At 63.9% G+C, this 16,974-nt stretch carries 13 protein-coding genes and 1 tRNA gene; all 14 read right to left on the minus strand.

Annotation, left to right across the window (positions count from 1 at the left end; all coding sequences use genetic code 11):
• A partial coding sequence (locus H149_RS0118730; RefSeq protein ID WP_020651202.1) for a GTP-binding protein occupies window positions 1–624 on the minus strand: 624 nt, incomplete at its 3' end.
• Between the two features lie 52 nt (window positions 625–676).
• Window positions 677–2,767: an elongation factor G gene (gene fusA, locus H149_RS0118735; protein ID WP_020651299.1), complete on the minus strand. Its 2,091-nt coding sequence runs from the start codon at window positions 2,765–2,767 to the stop codon at window positions 677–679.
• Window positions 2,768–2,835: 68 nt separating this feature from the next.
• Window positions 2,836–3,309 carry a 30S ribosomal protein S7 gene (rpsG, locus tag H149_RS0118740; protein ID WP_020651300.1) on the minus strand — a complete coding sequence of 158 codons (474 nt, stop codon included), beginning with the start codon at window positions 3,307–3,309 and terminating at the stop codon, window positions 2,836–2,838.
• A 71-nt stretch (window positions 3,310–3,380) separates the two neighbouring features.
• Window positions 3,381–3,788, minus strand: a complete 408-nt coding sequence (rpsL, locus tag H149_RS0118745; protein WP_026353319.1) for a 30S ribosomal protein S12 — start codon at window positions 3,786–3,788, stop codon at window positions 3,381–3,383.
• 204 nt (window positions 3,789–3,992) lie between these two features.
• Window positions 3,993–8,255 (minus strand): DNA-directed RNA polymerase subunit beta', encoded by a 4,263-nt coding sequence (rpoC, locus tag H149_RS21755; protein WP_039749525.1) that lies wholly within the window; start codon window positions 8,253–8,255, stop codon window positions 3,993–3,995.
• Window positions 8,256–8,282: 27 nt separating this feature from the next.
• Complete coding sequence (gene rpoB / locus H149_RS0118755) at window positions 8,283–12,431, minus strand: DNA-directed RNA polymerase subunit beta (protein ID WP_020651303.1); 4,149 nt, start codon at window positions 12,429–12,431, stop codon at window positions 8,283–8,285.
• 186 nt (window positions 12,432–12,617) lie between these two features.
• A complete protein-coding gene (gene rplL / locus H149_RS0118760; protein WP_020651304.1) occupies window positions 12,618–12,998 on the minus strand; it encodes a 50S ribosomal protein L7/L12 in 381 nt (126 codons plus the stop codon).
• Between the two features lie 53 nt (window positions 12,999–13,051).
• Window positions 13,052–13,585 carry a 50S ribosomal protein L10 gene (rplJ, locus tag H149_RS0118765; RefSeq protein WP_020651305.1) on the minus strand — a complete coding sequence of 178 codons (534 nt, stop codon included), beginning with the start codon at window positions 13,583–13,585 and terminating at the stop codon, window positions 13,052–13,054.
• A 267-nt stretch (window positions 13,586–13,852) separates the two neighbouring features.
• Window positions 13,853–14,548, minus strand: coding sequence for a 50S ribosomal protein L1 (gene rplA / locus H149_RS0118770; RefSeq protein WP_020651306.1), 696 nt, complete (start codon window positions 14,546–14,548; stop codon window positions 13,853–13,855).
• A 3-nt stretch (window positions 14,549–14,551) separates the two neighbouring features.
• Window positions 14,552–14,983, minus strand: a complete 432-nt coding sequence (rplK, locus tag H149_RS0118775) for a 50S ribosomal protein L11 (protein ID WP_020651307.1) — start codon at window positions 14,981–14,983, stop codon at window positions 14,552–14,554.
• A 221-nt stretch (window positions 14,984–15,204) separates the two neighbouring features.
• Window positions 15,205–15,738 (minus strand): transcription termination/antitermination protein NusG, encoded by a 534-nt coding sequence (gene nusG / locus H149_RS0118780; protein ID WP_026353320.1) that lies wholly within the window; start codon window positions 15,736–15,738, stop codon window positions 15,205–15,207.
• A 2-nt stretch (window positions 15,739–15,740) separates the two neighbouring features.
• A complete protein-coding gene (secE, locus tag H149_RS0118785; RefSeq protein WP_026353321.1) occupies window positions 15,741–16,127 on the minus strand; it encodes a preprotein translocase subunit SecE in 387 nt (128 codons plus the stop codon).
• Window positions 16,128–16,169: 42 nt separating this feature from the next.
• A tRNA-Trp gene (locus H149_RS0118790) sits at window positions 16,170–16,245 on the minus strand.
• A gap of 68 nt (window positions 16,246–16,313) precedes the next feature.
• The coding region (locus tag H149_RS0118795) for an EF-Tu C-terminal domain-related protein (RefSeq protein ID WP_020651310.1) at window positions 16,314–16,974 on the minus strand (661 nt) is incomplete at its 5' end.

Here is a 16,974-nt window from a genome sequence, read left to right on the forward strand (position 1 = left end):
CGGTTCCGGAATCCACGTGTCCAGCGCGTTGTACAGCTCTTCCAGCTTCGCGACCCATTCCGGATCGCCCTGGATCGCCTTGATCGCCGAGCCACGGATCACCGGCGTGTTGTCGCCGTCAAAGCCGTACTTCGCCAGCAGGTCGCGAACTTCCATCTCGACCAGGTCCAGCAGCTCCGCGTCCTCGACCAAGTCGCACTTGTTCAGCCACACCACGATCTTCGGAACGTTCACCTGCTTCGCCAGCAGAACGTGCTCGCGCGTCTGCGGCATCGGGCCGTCCACCGCCGACACCACCAGGATCGCGCCGTCCATCTGCGCCGCGCCCGTGATCATGTTCTTCACGTAGTCCGCGTGTCCCGGGCAGTCCACGTGCGCGTAGTGACGACCTTCCGTCTCGTACTCCACGTGCGACGTCGCGATCGTCAGAATCTTCGTCGCGTCGCGACGACCCTGCGATTCCGACGCCTTCGCCACCTGGTCGTAGGGAACGTACGTCGACCCGTACTTGTCCGCCGACACCTTCGTCAGCGCCGCCGTCGTCGTCGTCTTGCCGTGGTCAACGTGGCCAATCGTGCCCACGTTCACGTGCGGCTTCGTGCGTTCAAACTTACCCTTTGCCATGATCGCTTCCTCTACAAAATGCCTGATCAAGCGCCCGGTGGCGCCGCGATGATTACTTCTTGGTCAGAGCGGCGATGACATTCGCCGGCGCTTCCTGGTACTTCTTGAATTCCATGGTGTACGTCGCGCGTCCCTGGCTCTGCGAGCGCAGCGACGTCGAGTAACCGAACATCTCCGACAGCGGCACTTCGGCGCGGATGACCTTGGCGCCGTAGTTGTCTTCCATGCCGAGAATCATGCCGCGACGACGGTTGAGGTCGCCCATGACGTCGCCCATGTAGTCTTCCGGCGTCTCGACCTCAACCGCCATGATCGGCTCGAGGATCACCGGATTGGCCTTCTGGCAGCCATCCTTGAACGCCATCGACGCCGCGACGCGGAACGCGATTTCGCTGGAGTCGACGTCGTGGTACGAACCATCGAACAGCGTGATCTTGATGTCGACGACCGGGTAGCCAGCCATGACACCGCTCTTGATCGCGTCCTTCAGGCCCTTGTCGACGCCCGGGATGAATTCCTTCGGGATGACGCCGCCGACGATCGCGTTGACGAACTCGTAACCCTTGCCCGGCTCCTGCGGCTCGATACGGAGCCACACGTGACCGTACTGGCCCTTGCCGCCGGACTGCTTGGCGTACTTGCCTTCCTGCTCGACGCTCTTGCGGATCGTTTCGCGGTAGGCCACCTGCGGCGCGCCGACGTTGGCCTCGACCTTGAACTCGCGCTTCATGCGGTCGACGAGAATTTCGAGATGGAGCTCGCCCATGCCCGAGATGATCGTCTGGCCGGTCTCTTCGTCGGTCTTGACGCGGAACGAGGGGTCTTCCTGGGCAAGCTTGTTCAGCGCGATGCCCATCTTTTCCTGGTCAGCCTTGGTCTTCGGCTCGACGGCCTGGCTGATGACCGGCTCCGGGAACTCCATGCGCTCGAGGATGACCGGCTTGTCCGAGGCCGCGAGCGTGGTGCCCGTGTAAACCTCCTTGAGGCCGACGCAGGCGGCGATGTCACCGGCGCGCACTTCTTCGATTTCCTCGCGGTTGTTCGCGTGCATCTGCACCAGACGGCCGATGCGCTCGCTCTTGCCGCTGCGCGAATTGTAGACGCTGTCGCCCTTCTTCAGCACGCCCGAATAGACGCGGATGAAGGTCAGCTGGCCGACGAACGGGTCGGTCATGATCTTGAAGCCGAGCGCCGAGAACGGCTCGTTGTCGTCGGCGTGACGCTCGACCGGCTCGCCGCTGTTGGCGTCTTCGCCCTTGATCGCCGGAACTTCGGTCGGCGACGGCAGGTACTCGATGACAGCATCGAGCATGGCCTGCACGCCCTTGTTCTTGAACGCCGAGCCGCACAGCATCGGCACGATCTCGAGCGCGATCGTGCGCTGGCGCAGCGCGCGCTTGATCTCTTCCTCGGAGAGGTCGCCCTCTTCGAGATACTTGTTCATGAGCTCTTCCGAGGCCTCGGCCGCGGACTCGACCATCTTCTCGCGCCACTCCTTGGCGGTCGCGGCGAGGTCGGCCGGAATGTCGGCGTACTCGAACTTCATGCCCTGCGACGCTTCATCCCAGACGATCGCCTTCATCTTGACGAGATCGACGACGCCCTGGAACTTGTCCTCGGCGCCAATCGGGATGACGATCGGCACCGGGTTGGCCCGGAGCTTCTCCTTCATCTGCTTGTAGACCTTGAAGAAGTCGGCACCGGTGCGGTCCATCTTGTTGACGAACGCAAGGCGCGGAACGCCGTACTTCGTGGCCTGGCGCCACACGGTCTCGGACTGCGGCTGCACGCCGCCGACAGCGCAGTACAGCATGCACGCACCGTCGAGCACGCGCATCGAACGCTCGACTTCGATCGTGAAGTCGACGTGTCCCGGGGTGTCGATGATGTTGATGCGGTGCTGCTCGAACTGGTTGCCCATGCCACGCCAGAACGTGGTGGTCGCCGCCGAGGTGATGGTGATGCCGCGTTCCTGCTCTTGCTCCATCCAGTCCATCGTGGCAGCGCCATCGTGGACTTCGCCGAGCTTGTGGTTGACGCCCGTGTAGAACAGGACGCGCTCGGTCGTGGTGGTCTTGCCGGCGTCGATATGCGCCGAAATGCCGATGTTGCGATAACGCTCGATGGGCGTCGTGCGGGCCATGTCAGGAACTCGTTTCTAAGCGGGCTCCCGATATGAGGTCGGAAGCCCGCTATGCAATGGGAAAAGGCTTACCAGCGGAAGTGCGCAAAGGCCTTGTTGGCCTCCGCCATCTTGTGCGTGTCTTCGCGCTTCTTGACCGCGGCGCCGCGATGCTCGGCGGCATCGATCAACTCGCCCGCGAGACGGTTCTCCATGCCCTGCTCGCCGCGCGCCGAAGCGGCGGCGATGACCCAACGCATCGCCAGCGTGGTACGGCGGCTGGCGCGGACTTCGACCGGCACCTGGTAGGTCGCACCGCCGACGCGGCGGCTCTTGACCTCGACCGTCGGCGCAACGTTGTCGAACGCCTGCTGCAGGAACTCGACCGGCGCCTCGACCTTCTTCTTGGTGGCGATCTGATCGAGCGCACCGTAGACGATCTTCTCGGCGACGGCCTTCTTGCCGTCCTCCATCACCATGTTGACGAACTTGGAGACCAGTTCGCTCTTGAACTTGGGATCGGGAAGAACCTTGCGGATCTCGGGCTTGCGACGACGGGACATGGCTTAAATCCTGATATGGGCTTCAGGCTCGAAAAATTCGAGCCTTACTCGGGCCGACGAGCGGCCCGGCTTTACTTCTTCTTGCCGCCGGCCGCGGGGGCGCCGCCAGCCTTCGGACGCTTGGCGCCGTACTTCGAACGGCTCTGGCGACGCTTGTCGATGCCAGCGCAGTCGAGCGCACCACGGACGGTGTGATAACGGACACCGGGAAGATCTTTGACACGGCCGCCGCGGATCATGACGACCGAGTGCTCCTGCAGATTGTGGCCTTCGCCACCGATGTAGGAGATGACTTCGAAGCCGTTGGTCAGGCGCACCTTGCAAACCTTGCGCAGTGCCGAGTTCGGCTTCTTCGGCGTCGTCGTGTAGACGCGGGTGCAGACGCCGCGCTTCTGCGGCGAACCGGTGAGCGCAGGCACTTTGCTCTTGGTCGCTTCGACAGAGCGGCCTTTGCGCACTAACTGGTTGACTGTTGGCACGTTGGAACTTCCCGGCTTGACAAAGAAAAGACGACCCGCCACGCAGGCGGCCGTCGGGAAAGGGCGCGCATCATAAAGGGGGTCGGCCGCAGAGTCAATGACATTCATGTGTCAAGCCCCTGGGACGGCGACGGACTGCGCCCGAAAGCGTCCGTCGCGTCTACCGGCCCCGTGCGACACGGGACCGGTAGACTTCAACTGCATTTACTCGTCGCTGCCGCCCTCGTCAGCCGCTTCTTCGTGGTCGGCGTCGTCGCCGGCGGTCGTCGCGCGGGACACCACGCGATCGGCGCTGGTGGCGTCGAAGCTGCCGGTCGAGGTCAGCGCCGCCGCCTGCAGATCGGCCAGCAGGCTGCCGCCACGCGCGCGACGGCGCTGCTCGTGGTAGGCGAGGCCCGTGCCAGCCGGGATCAGACGGCCGACGATGACGTTCTCCTTCAGACCGCGCAGTTCGTCGCGCGAGCCGCGCACCGAGGCTTCGGTGAGCACGCGCGTCGTTTCCTGGAACGAGGCCGCCGAGATGAACGATTCGGTCGACAGCGAAGCCTTGGTGATGCCGAGCAGCTGGCGCTCGAACTTCGCGGCCCGCTCGCCCTTGCCAGTCAGGCGCTTGTTCTCGGCCAGGACCTGGAAGATCTCGACCTGCTCGCCCTGCAGGAACTTCGAATCGCCCGGCTCGGTGATCTCGACCTTGCGCAGCATCTGACGAACGATGGTCTCGATGTGCTTGTCGTTGATCTTCACGCCCTGCAGGCGGTAGACGTCCTGGATTTCCTTGACGAGGTAATTCGCCAGCGCCGTGACGCCCTGCAGGCGCAGGATGTCGTGCGGGCTCGGCTCGCCGTCGGAGATGATTTCGCCCTGCTCGACGGTTTCACCTTCGAACACGCGGATTTCGACCCACTTCGGCACGAGGATTTCGGCCTCGGAACCGTCGGTGCGGACGATCTTGATGCGCTGCTTGCCCTTGGTGCCCGGACCGAACTTGATGGTGCCGGTGGTCTCGGCGAGCACCGCCGGTTCCTTCGGCTTGCGCGCTTCGAACAGGTCGGCGACGCGCGGCAGACCGCCGGTGATGTCGCGCGACTTCGACGCTTCCTGCGGGATGCGCGCGATCGTGCCGCCGACGCCGACTTCGTCGCCGTCCTCGACCGCGACGATCGCCTTCGGCGGCAGCGTGTAGGCGGCCGGAATGTCGGTGCCCGGGAAGGTCAGCTGCTTGCCCTTGGCGTCGACCAGGATGATCGTCGGCTTGAGGTCCTTGGCCGCCGAACCGCGCGCCTTGGCTTCGGTCACGACGCGGGTCGACACGCCGGTCAGCGGATCGGTCTCGCGCGTCACCGTCAGGCCTTCGGTGAAGTCCTGCAGCTTCACGAAGCCCGACAGCTCGGTGACGATCGGGTGGGTGTGCGGGTCCCACTTGGCCAGACGCGTGCCGCCCTTCACCTCGTCGCCGTCGCGCACCATGATGTGCGCGCCGTACGGGATCTTGTAGCGCTCACGCTCGCGACCATTGGCGTCGATGATGCCGATTTCGCCCGAACGCGAGACCGCGACCAGCTCGCCTTCCTTGGTGACGACCGTCTTCAGGTTGTGCACGCGCACCGTACCGGCCGCGCGCGAGTCGACACCGTCCGCCGAAGCCGCACGCGAAGCCGCGCCGCCGACGTGGAAGGTACGCATGGTCAGCTGCGTGCCCGGCTCGCCGATCGACTGCGCGGCGATGACGCCGACCGCTTCGCCGATGTTGACGAGGTGGCCGCGCGCGAGGTCACGGCCGTAGCACTTGCCGCAGACACCGAACGGCAGTTCGCAGGTGATCGGCGAACGCACCCAGATCTCGTCGATCGAGTTCTTCTCGAGCGTGTCCGCCCACTTCTCGTCGATCATCGTACCGGCCGGGATCGCGACCTCGTCGGTGCCCGGCTTGTGCGCATCGCGCAGCGTCACGCGGCCCAGCACGCGGTCGCGCAGCGCTTCGAGGACGTCGCCGCCTTCGACGATCGGCATCATCAGCAGACCGTGTTCGGTGCCGCAATCCTCGCCGGTGACGACCATGTCCTGCGCGACGTCGACCAGACGACGCGTCAGATAGCCCGAGTTCGCGGTCTTCAGCGCGGTGTCCGCCAGACCCTTACGGGCGCCGTGCGTCGAGATGAAGTACTGCAGGACGTTGAGGCCTTCGCGGAAGTTCGCGGTGATCGGCGTTTCGATGATCGAGCCGTCCGGCTTGGCCATCAGGCCGCGCATGCCGGCGAGCTGACGGATCTGCGCCTGGCTACCACGGGCGCCAGAGTCGGCCATCATGAACACCGAGTTGAACGACGGCTGCTTCACTTCCTTGCCGTCCTTGCCCTTCACGGTCTCCGAGCCGATCTGCGCCATCATCGCCCGGGAGATGTCGTCATTGGCGCGCGACCAGATGTCGATGACGCGGTTCTTACGTTCGCCTCCGGTGGTCAGACCCTGGTTGTACTCGGTGTCGACCTCCTTCACCTTGGCCTCGGCCTGCTCCAGGATCTTGGCCTTCTCGGCCGGGATCATGATGTCGTCGAGGCAGAACGAGATGCCGGCCTTGGTCGACATGCGGAAGCCGGTGTACATCATCTGGTCGGCGAAGATCACCGTGTCCTTCGTGCCGCAGCGGCGGTACACGTAGTTGATGACGCGCGAGATCTCCTTCTTGGTCATCGTCTTGTTGATGACCGCCAGCGGCACGCCCTTCGGCAGCACCTCGGACAGCAGGGCGCGGCCGACCGTGGTGTCGACGAGATGGAACATTTCCTCGCCGCCCACTTCCGTGTAGTCGTGCAGGCGCACCTTGATCTTGGCCTGCAGGTCGACGACGCCGTTCTCGTAGGCGCGATGCACTTCGGCGACGTCCGAGAACGTCATGCCCTCGCCCTTGGCGCCGACGCGCTCGCGGCTCATCCAGTACAGGCCGAGGACGACGTCCTGCGACGGCACGATGATCGGATCACCCGAGGCCGGCGACAGGATGTTGTTGGTCGACATCATCAGCACGCGCGCTTCGAGCTGCGCTTCGAGCGACAGCGGCACGTGCACGGCCATCTGGTCACCGTCGAAGTCGGCATTGAACGCCGTGCAGACGAGCGGGTGCAGGTTGATGGCCTTGCCTTCGATCAGCAGCGGTTCGAAGGCCTGGATGCCGAGACGGTGCAGGGTCGGCGCGCGGTTCAGCAGAACCGGGTGCTCCTTGATGCACTCTTCGAGCGCATCCCAGACCTGCGGCTCTTCACGCTCGACCATCTTCTTCGCCGCCTTGATGGTGGTGGCGATGCCGAGACGCTGCAGACGCGAGAACACGAACGGCTTGAACAGCTCGAGCGCCATCTTCTTCGGCAGGCCGCACTGGTGCAGCTTCAGCGTCGGACCGACCACGATGACCGAACGGCCCGAGTAGTCGACGCGCTTGCCGAGCAGGTTCTGACGGAAGCGGCCCTGCTTGCCCTTGATCATGTCGGCGAGCGACTTGAGCGGGCGCTTGTTGGTGCCGGTGATCGCACGGCCACGGCGGCCGTTGTCGATCAGCGCGTCGACCGATTCCTGCAGCATGCGCTTTTCGTTGCGCACGATGATGTCCGGCGCCGACAGCTCGAGCAGGCGCTTGAGACGGTTGTTGCGGTTGATGACGCGGCGGTACAGATCGTTGAGATCCGAGGTCGCGAAGCGGCCGCCGTCGAGCGGCACCAGCGGGCGCAGATCCGGCGGCAGCACCGGCAGCACCGTGAGGATCATCCACTCCGGCTTGTTGTTCGACTGGATGAAGTACTCGATCAGCTTGAGGCGCTTCGCGTACTTCTTGATCTTCGTTTCCGAAGTCGTGGTGTTCAGTTCCTCGCGCAGCTTCGCCGCTTCGGTCTGCAGGTCGATGCCACGCAGCAGGTCGCGCACGGCCTCGGCGCCCATGCGCGCGTCGAAGTCGTCACCGTACTGCTCGACCGAGTTGAGGTAATCCTCTTCGGTCAGCAGCTGGCCGCGCTCGAGCGGCGTCAGACCCGGATCGACGACGATGTGCGCTTCGAAGTACAGCACGCGCTCGATCGCGCGCAGCGGCATGTCGAGCAGCAGGCCGATACGGCTCGGCAGCGACTTCAGGAACCAGATGTGGGCGACTGGCGAGGCGAGGTCGATATGACCCATGCGCTCACGGCGGACCTTGGCGACGGTGACTTCCACGCCGCACTTCTCGCAGACCACGCCGCGGTGCTTGAGGCGCTTGTACTTGCCGCACAGGCACTCGTAGTCCTTGATCGGTCCGAAGATCTTCGCGCAGAACAGGCCGTCGCGTTCGGGCTTGAACGTGCGGTAGTTGATCGTCTCCGGCTTCTTCACTTCGCCGTACGACCACGAACGCACCGTTTCCGGCGAGGCGAGGCCGATCTTGATGGCGTCGAAGTCTTCCGCTTCCTCGGGGTTGCGGATCAGATTGAACAAATCTTTCATCATTTAACTCCTGTCGTCCGCCAACGCTTACTGGTTCTGTTCCAGCTCGATGTTGAGACCGATCGAGCGGATTTCCTTGACCAGCACGTTGAACGATTCCGGCATGCCCGCAACCATGCGGTGATCGCCATCGACGATCGACTTGTACATGCGCGTGCGGCCGTTGGTGTCGTCCGACTTCACCGTCAGCATTTCCTGCAGCGTGTAGGCCGCGCCGTAGGCCTCGAGCGCCCAGACTTCCATCTCACCGAAGCGCTGACCGCCGAACTGCGCCTTGCCGCCCAGCGGCTGCTGGGTGACGAGCGAGTACGGACCGGTCGAACGCGCGTGCATCTTGTCGTCGACCAGGTGGTTCAGCTTCAGGTAGTACATGTAGCCGACGGTGATCTGGCGCGAGAACGGTTCGCCGGTGCGTCCATCGATCAGCTGCGCCTGGCCGCTGCGCGGCAGGCCGGCCAGCTCGAGCAGCGCCTTGATCTCCTCTTCGGCCGCGCCGTCGAACACCGGCGTCGACACCGGCAGGCCACCGGTGAGGTTCTTCGCCAGATTGACGACTTCCTCGTCGCTCAGTTCGTCGACATCGACGTCAGCCTTGCCGCCAGTCTTGTTGTAGATGCGGTCGAGGAACTTGCGCAGCTCGGCGATCGACTTCTGCTGCTTGAGCATTTCGTCGATCTTCTTGCCGATGCCCTTGGCGGCCCAGCCCAGATGCACTTCGAGCAGCTGGCCGATGTTCATACGCGACGGCACGCCCAGCGGGTTCAGCACGATGTCGACCGGCGTGCCGTCTTCCATGTGCGGCATGTCTTCGACCGGCACGATCTGCGAGATCACGCCCTTGTTGCCGTGACGGCCGGCCATCTTGTCGCCCGGCTGGATGCGGCGCTTCACGGCCAGGTACACCTTGACCATCTTCAGCACGCCCGGCGAAAGCTCGTCGCCCGACTGGATCTTGCGCTTCTTGTCCTCGAAGCGCTTGTCGAACTCCGAACGCATGTCGCGCAGCTGCTTGTTGGCGGCTTCGAGCTGGTTCTGCACCTCGTCTTCGGCGAGGCGGATCTCGAACCACTTCTCGCGCTCGATCGAGTCCAGGTACTCGGCGTCGACCTTGGCGCCCTTCTTCAGCTTGTTCGGACCGCCGTCGGCGCTCTTGCCGAGCAGGATCTTGCGCAGACGATCATAGATGTCGTCCTCGAAGATGCGCTGCTGGTCGGCGAGGTCCTTGCGGACCGCGGCCAGTTCGGCCTCCTCGATCGCCAGCGCGCGCTTGTCCTTCTTGACGCCTTCGCGCGTGAACACGCGCACGTCGATCACCGTGCCGTCCATGCCGGCCGGCACGCGCAGCGAGGTGTCCTTCACGTCCGAGGCCTTCTCGCCGAAGATCGCGCGAAGGAGCTTTTCTTCCGGCGTCAGCTGGGTCTCACCCTTCGGCGTGACCTTGCCGCAGAGCAGGTCGCCGGCCTTCACTTCGGCGCCGATGTAGACGATGCCCGACTCGTCGAGCTTGCGCAGCGCGGCTTCGTTGACGTTCGGGATGTCGGCGGTGATTTCCTCCGGCCCGAGCTTGGTCTCGCGCGCGACGCAGGTCAGTTCTTCGATGTGGATCGTCGTGAAGCGATCTTCCTCGACGACGCGCTCCGAGATCAGGATCGAGTCTTCGAAGTTGTAGCCGTTCCACGGCATGAACGCGATCAGCATGTTCTGGCCGAGCGCGAGCTCGCCCAGGTCGGTCGACGGACCGTCGGCGACGACGTCGCCGCGCGCGATCTTGTCGCCGGGCTTCACGATCGGCTTCTGGTTGATGCACGTGTTCTGGTTCGAACGCACGTACTTCACCAGGTTGTAGATGTCGACGCCCGCCTCACCCGGCTGCGTCTCTTCGTCGTTGACGCGGATGACGATACGCGCGGCGTCGACCTTCTCGACCACGCCGCCACGCTTGGCCTGGATGGCGTTGCCGGAGTCGACGGCGACGCGGCGCTCGATGCCGGTGCCGACCAGCGGCTTGTCGGCGCGCAGCGTCGGCACCGCCTGACGCTGCATGTTCGAGCCCATCAGCGCGCGGTTGGCGTCGTCGTGCTCGAGGAACGGAATCAGCGCGGCGGCGACCGACACGATCTGGCGCGGCGACACGTCCATGTACTGGACCTTGTCGCCGGTCATCATCGTGAATTCGTTCTGGAAGCGAACCGAAACGAGGTCCGCCGTGAACTCGTTCTTGTCGTTCAGCTCGGAGTTCGCCTGGGCAATGACGTAGCGGCCTTCCTCGATCGCCGACAGGTACTCGACCTCGTCGGTGACCTTGCCGTCGATGACCTTGCGGTAGGCGGTTTCGAGGAAGCCGTACTCGTTGGTGCGCGCATAGCAGGCCAGCGAGTTGATCAGACCGATGTTCGGGCCTTCCGGCGTTTCGATCGGGCAGACGCGGCCGTAGTGCGTGGTGTGCACGTCACGGACTTCGAAGCCGGCGCGCTCGCGGGTCAGGCCGCCCGGCCCGAGGGCGGACACGCGACGCTTGTGCGTGACCTCCGACAGCGGGTTGTTCTGGTCCATGAACTGCGACAGCTGCGAGGAGCCGAAGAACTCCTTGATCGCCGCCGACACCGGCTTGGCGTTGATCAGATCCTGCGGCGTCAGGTTCTCGGCCTCGGCAAGCGCCAGGCGCTCGCGCACGGCGCGCTCGACGCGCACCAGACCGGTACGGAACACGTTCTCGGTCATTTCGCCGACCGCACGGATGCGGCGGTTGCCGAGATGGTCGATGTCGTCGGTCTGCTGCTCGCCGTTGCGGATCGCGATGATCTCGCGGATCACGTCGACGATGTCCGAGTGGGCACGGCCGTACTTGGCGAACAGATCCTTCGAGAAATCGTCGGTGAACTTGCTGAACAGTTCGCCGTCGTAGACCACGCCGGGGCCTTCGACGGTGTCGCGGCGCAGACGGCGGTTGAACTTCATGCGGCCGACCGCCGACAGATCGTACTTGTCCGGCGAGAAGAACATGCCGTGGAACAGCGCCTCGGCGGCATCCTTCGTCGGCGGTTCGCCGGGACGCATCATGCGGTAGATCTCGACCAGCGCCTCGAGCTTGGTCTTGCTCGGGTCGATGTTCAGCGTCGTCGAGATGTACGGGCCCTTGTCGACGTCGTTGATGTACAGCGTCGGCAGCTGCTTGATGCCCGACTCGCGCAGCTTCGCGAGCAGGTTCTGCGTCAGCTCGGTGTTGGCGGCCGCGACGATCTCGCCGGTGCCCGGCGCGACCAGATCCTTGGCGACGGTCTTGCCCACCAGGTAGGTATCCGGCACCGTGAGCTTCTTGAGATTGGCCTCGGCGATCAGCTTGATGTGCCGCGCCGTGATCAGCTTGCCTTCCTCGACCAGCGTCTTGCCCTCGGCGACGATGTCGAACTGCGCCTTCTCGCCCTTCAGGCGTTCCGGGATCAGATCGATCGTGGCGCCGTCCTTCTCGAGCGCGAAGACGTTCTGCTCGTGGAACATCGCGAGCATCTGCTCGTTGTTGTAACCGAGCGCGCGCAGCAGGATCGTCACCGGCAGCTTGCGGCGACGGTCGATACGGGCAAACAGGTTGTCCTTCGGGTCGAACTCGAAGTCCAGCCACGAGCCGCGGTACGGGATGATGCGGGCGCTGTACAGCAGCTTGCCCGAGCTGTGCGTCTTGCCCTTGTCGTGGTCGAAGAACACACCCGGCGAGCGGTGCAGCTGCGAGACGACGACGCGCTCGGTGCCGTTGATGATGAAAGTGCCGTGGTCGGTCATCAGCGGCACTTCGCCGAGATAGACCTCCTGCTCACGGACGTCCTTGACGCGCTTTTCCTTCGACTCGCGATCGAAGATCACGAGGCGCACGGTGACCTTCAGCGGCGCGGCATAGGTCATGCCGCGCACGCGGCATTCCTTCTCGTCGAACGCCGGCTCGTCGAAACGGTACTTGACGAACTCCAGCGCGGCGGCGCCGTTGTACGACGCCATCGGAAACACCGACTTGAACGAGGCCTGCAGGCCGCTATCCTTGCGCTTCGACGGCTGCGTCTCGGCTTGCAGGAAGTGGCGGTAGGAGTCGATCTGCGTCGCCAGCAGATACGGAATTTCCAGCGTCTCCTTCAGCTTGCTGAAGTCCTTGCGGATACGCTTCTTCTCGGTGAACGAGTAGGCCATCGGTTACCTCTGTCGTCAGATGCGCTTGCGCGCCTCGAAAAATTCAAACGTTTGGCTAATGCGCGCCAAAGGTGTGAATTCTTCCTCTAGCGGCGAAAGGCCGGGAGCCCAGAAACACCTTTCTGGGCCCCCAGCCTTCGCCACAACCACTTCGAAGTTGCCTTCGAAAGCAATGCGTCGGTCGGCTTACTTCAGCTCGACCTTGCCGCCGCCTTCTTCCAGCTTCTTCTTGATGTCTTCGGCCGTCTTCTTGTCGACGCCTTCCTTGACGGTCTGCGGCGCGCCTTCGACCAGGTCCTTGGCTTCCTTGAGGCCCAGACCGGTGATTTCGCGCACGACCTTGATGACGTTGACCTTCTTGGCAGCGTCGACGGCGGCGAGAACGACCGTGAACTCGGTCTTCTCTTCCGCGGCCGGTGCGGCGGCGGCGGCCGGACCGGCAGCCGCGACGGCGACCGGGGCGGCGGCGGTGACGCCGAACTTGTCTTCGATCATCTTGACCAGGTCAACCAGGTCCAGAACGGACAGGTTGGCAATGCCGTCAAGAATTTCTTCTTTCGTAGCCATTTTCAAAAACTCCAAATTTAAAGTGTGGAAAGCCTAAATGGGGAACTGAACGCTTATGCCGATTCGCCCTGCTTGGCGTCGGCCACGGCCTTGACGGCACGTGCAGCCTTCGTCGGGACTTCCGCCAGAACGCGCGCGAGCTTGCCAACCGGCGCCTTGAGCGTGCCCGCCAGAATGGCGAGGGCCTGCTCACGGGTCGGCATCGACGCCAGACGCTCGATGTCCTTGGCCCCGTAGAGGGTGCCGCCGACCGCGATCGCCTTGACGACGAGCTTCTCGTTGTCCTTGGCAAAGTCCTTGATGACGCGACCCACCGCACCCGGATCCTCGAGCGAGAAACCGAGAACGAGCGGGCCGACCAGCGCAGTCTTCAGGCACTCGAAATCCGTGCCCTCGACGGCCCGCGAGGCCAGCGTGTTCTTGACGACGTGCAGATAGACACCGTTGGCACGGGCCTTCGCACGCAGTTCGTCGAACTTGCCGGCCGTCAGGCCGCGATATTCGGCCGCAACGGCCGAGTACGCGCGCTTGGCGACTTCGTTCACTTCCGCAACCAGGGCCTTCTTGTCATCCAGCCTGAGAGCCATCAGAACTCCTAGTTGCTTCACAAAAAACGGTTCTTCCCTTGCGGTCCAAACCGACCTATCTACGACAGCGGCCTTCATCGGCCTTTAATGCCCTTCGCGAACGCTCCGGGCCACTGACGGTCTTCGATGCGAGGCTTGCGCCACACTTCAAAGCTCTTGTTGCATCGGCGGCCGTGCCGCACCGCCGAGCGAAATTCCAATCAACACCGTAGCGCCTGCTGCGTGCGGCCGGCCCTCGGGGCCGGCCGCATCAGCGGCGTTCGGCGATCACTCCGGCAGCGAGCCCACGTCGACGCGGACACCCGGGCCCATCGTCGTCGACAGCGTGACCTTCTTGATGTACACGCCCTTGCTGCTCGACGGCTTGGCCCGGCGCACGTCACGGACGACCGCGATCAGGTTGTCCTTGATCTTGTCGGTGTCGAAGTCGGCCGAGGCGATCGCGCAGTGCACGATGCCGGCCTTGTCGGTGCGGAACTTGGCCATACCGGCCTTGGCGTTCTTGACCGCGCCCGCCACGTCCGGCGTGACCGTGCCGGTCTTCGGGTTCGGCATCAGGCCGCGCGGGCCGAGCACCTGACCGAGCGCGCCGACGACGCGCATGGCGGCCGGCTCGGCGATGACGACCTGATAGTTCAGCTCGCCGGCCTTCATCTTGGCAGCGAGGTCATCCATGCCGACCGCATCGGCACCGGCCGCCTTGGCCTCTTCGGCCTTGGCGCCCTGCGCGAACACGGCGACGCGGACCGACTTGCCGTTGCCGTGCGGCAGCACGGTCGAGCCACGCACGTTTTGGTCCGACTTCTTGGCGTCGATGCCGAGGTTCATCGACATGTCGACCGATTCCTTGAACTTCGACGTCGCGCATTCCTTGACGAGCTTGATGGCCTCGTCGAGGCTGTAGACCTTGCCCGGAGCGATCTTGCCGGCGAGAGCCTTCTGCTTCTTGGTGATCTTCGCCATGGCTTACTTCTCCACCACTTCGATGCCCATCGAGCGGGCGGAACCGGCGATCAGGCGCATGGCGGTTTCCATGCTGCCCGCGTTCAGGTCCGGCATCTTCACCTTGGCGATCTCTTCGACCTGCTTCTTGGTGATCTTGCCCACCTTCTTGGTATGCGGCGTCGGCGAACCGGACTCGATGCCGGCAGCCTTCTTGATCAGCACCGTCGCCGGCGGCGTCTTGGTGATGAACGTGAACGAGCGGTCCGAGTAGACCGTGATCACGACCGGCGTCGGGATGCCCGGCTCCAGCTTCTGCGTCGCAGCGTTGAACTGCTTGCAGAATTCCATGATGTTGACGCCGTTCTGACCGAGCGCCGGACCGACCGGCGGCGCCGGATTGGCCTTGGCTGCAGGGATCTGCAGCTTGATGTAGGCCGTTACCTTCTTTGCCATGACTTACTCCAAAGTGGGTGCGAACGCCTGGTTAGGGCTCCCCGGTTTTTCGAAGCCCTGCGGGAGCGGCTCCGTCCTGAAACTGTGCGACTCAATGGAGTCGCTGCGCCTCGGCGCTGCCATCCTTGGCGCGACCTCATTGCGGCGAGGACGCCCAGCCGCGCCATCCTTGGCGCGGCGTTCGCAGTTCCGGAGTGCCATTCAAGGCACTCCGGAACTGCTCACCCCTTCTCGACCTGCGAGAACTCGAGGTCGACGGGGGTAGAACGACCGAAGATCAGCACTGCGACGCGCAGGCGATTCTTCTCGTAATTGACTTCCTCGACGACGCCCTGGAAGTCCGCGAACGGACCTTCCTTGACGCGCACCGATTCGCCCGGCTCGAACAGCGTCTTCGGGCGCGGCTTCTCGACGGATTCGGTGACGCGATTGAGGATGCGCTCGGCTTCCTTGTCGCTGATCGGCGCCGGCTTGTCCGGCGTGCCGCCGATGAAGCCCATGACTTTCGGCGTCGACTTGACGAGGTGCCAGGTATCCTCGTTCATGTCCATCTGCACCAGGACGTAGCCCGGGAAGAACTTGCGCTCGGTGGTGCGCTTGACGCCTTCCTTGATCTCGACGACCTCTTCGGTCGGCACCAGGATGTCGCCGAAGTGATCCTGCAGCCCGGCGCGCCCGATGCGCTCCTTGAGCGCCTTCATCACCGAGTTCTCGTACTGAGAATAGGCGTGCACCACGTACCAACGCATCGCCATCATCAGACTCCTCGTCCGGTCAGGGTTTCGACGCCCCACAGCAGCAGCGAATCGAGCCCCCACAGCAGGAGCGCCATGACCAGCACCACCAGCGCGATCATCAGCGTCGTCTGCACGCTTTCCTGGCGGGTCGGCCAGACGACCTTGCGCAGTTCGACGCGAGCGCCGCTGACATAGCCCCAGAGGTCGCGACCGATCGCCGTCTGATAGCCGAGCGCGAGCGTCGCGCCGAGGCCCGCCAGCAGGATCAGGGTACGCACGAAGGCATTGAGCTGGCCTTCGAAGTAGTAGAACGCAAACATGCCGCCGAGCAGAGCCACGGCAGCGACAATCAGAAAAACCGTGTCCTTGTGAGAGGATCCGGCTTTCTCGGTGGTTTGGGCTTCCATCGAACTCGTCTTAGGCCCCGCAGTTTCTTAGGCCACGCTAAGTGGCAGGGCGGGAGGGTTTCGAACCCCCAACCTGCGGTTTTGGAGACCGCCGCTCTACCAGTTGAGCTACCGCCCTGTATTACCGCGGGAAAGCCAAAAAGGGGCGCGGATATTAGGCAATCCGCGCCCGGAAGTCAAACCGGCTTACGCCAGGATCTTGGTGACGACGCCGGCGCCGACCGTGCGGCCGCCTTCGCGGATCGCGAAGCGAACACCGTCTTCCATCGCGATCGGCGAGATCAGCTCCACCGTCATCTGCACGTTGTCGCCCGGCATCACCATTTCCTGTTCGAACTGGATCGAACCGGTCACGTCCGTCGTGCGGAAGTAGAACTGCGGACGGTAGCCCTTGAAGAACGGCGTGTGACGACCGCCCTCTTCTTTCGTCAGCACGTACACCTCACCCTCGAACTTCGAGTGCGGCTTGATCGTGCCCGGCTTGCACAGCACCTGGCCGCGCTCCACGTCTTCCTTCTTCGTGCCGCGCAGCAGAATGCCGACGTTGTCGCCCGCCTGGCCCTGGTCCAGCAGCTTGCGGAACATCTCGACGCCCGTGACGATCGTCTTCTGCGTGTCGCGAATGCCGACGATTTCGACTTCCTCGCCCACCTTGACCACGCCGCGCTCGATACGGCCCGTCACCACCGTGCCGCGGCCCGAGATCGAGAACACGTCTTCGATCGGCAGCAGGAACGGCTTGTCCGTCTCGCGCTGCGGTTCCGGAATCCACGTGTCCAGCGCGTTGTACAGCTCTTCCAGCTTCGCGACCCATTCCGGATCGCCCTGGATCGCCTTGATCGCCGAG

The organism is Solimonas variicoloris DSM 15731, from assembly GCF_000382285.1.
In the GTDB taxonomy this organism is placed as follows: domain Bacteria; phylum Pseudomonadota; class Gammaproteobacteria; order Nevskiales; family Nevskiaceae; genus Solimonas; species Solimonas variicoloris.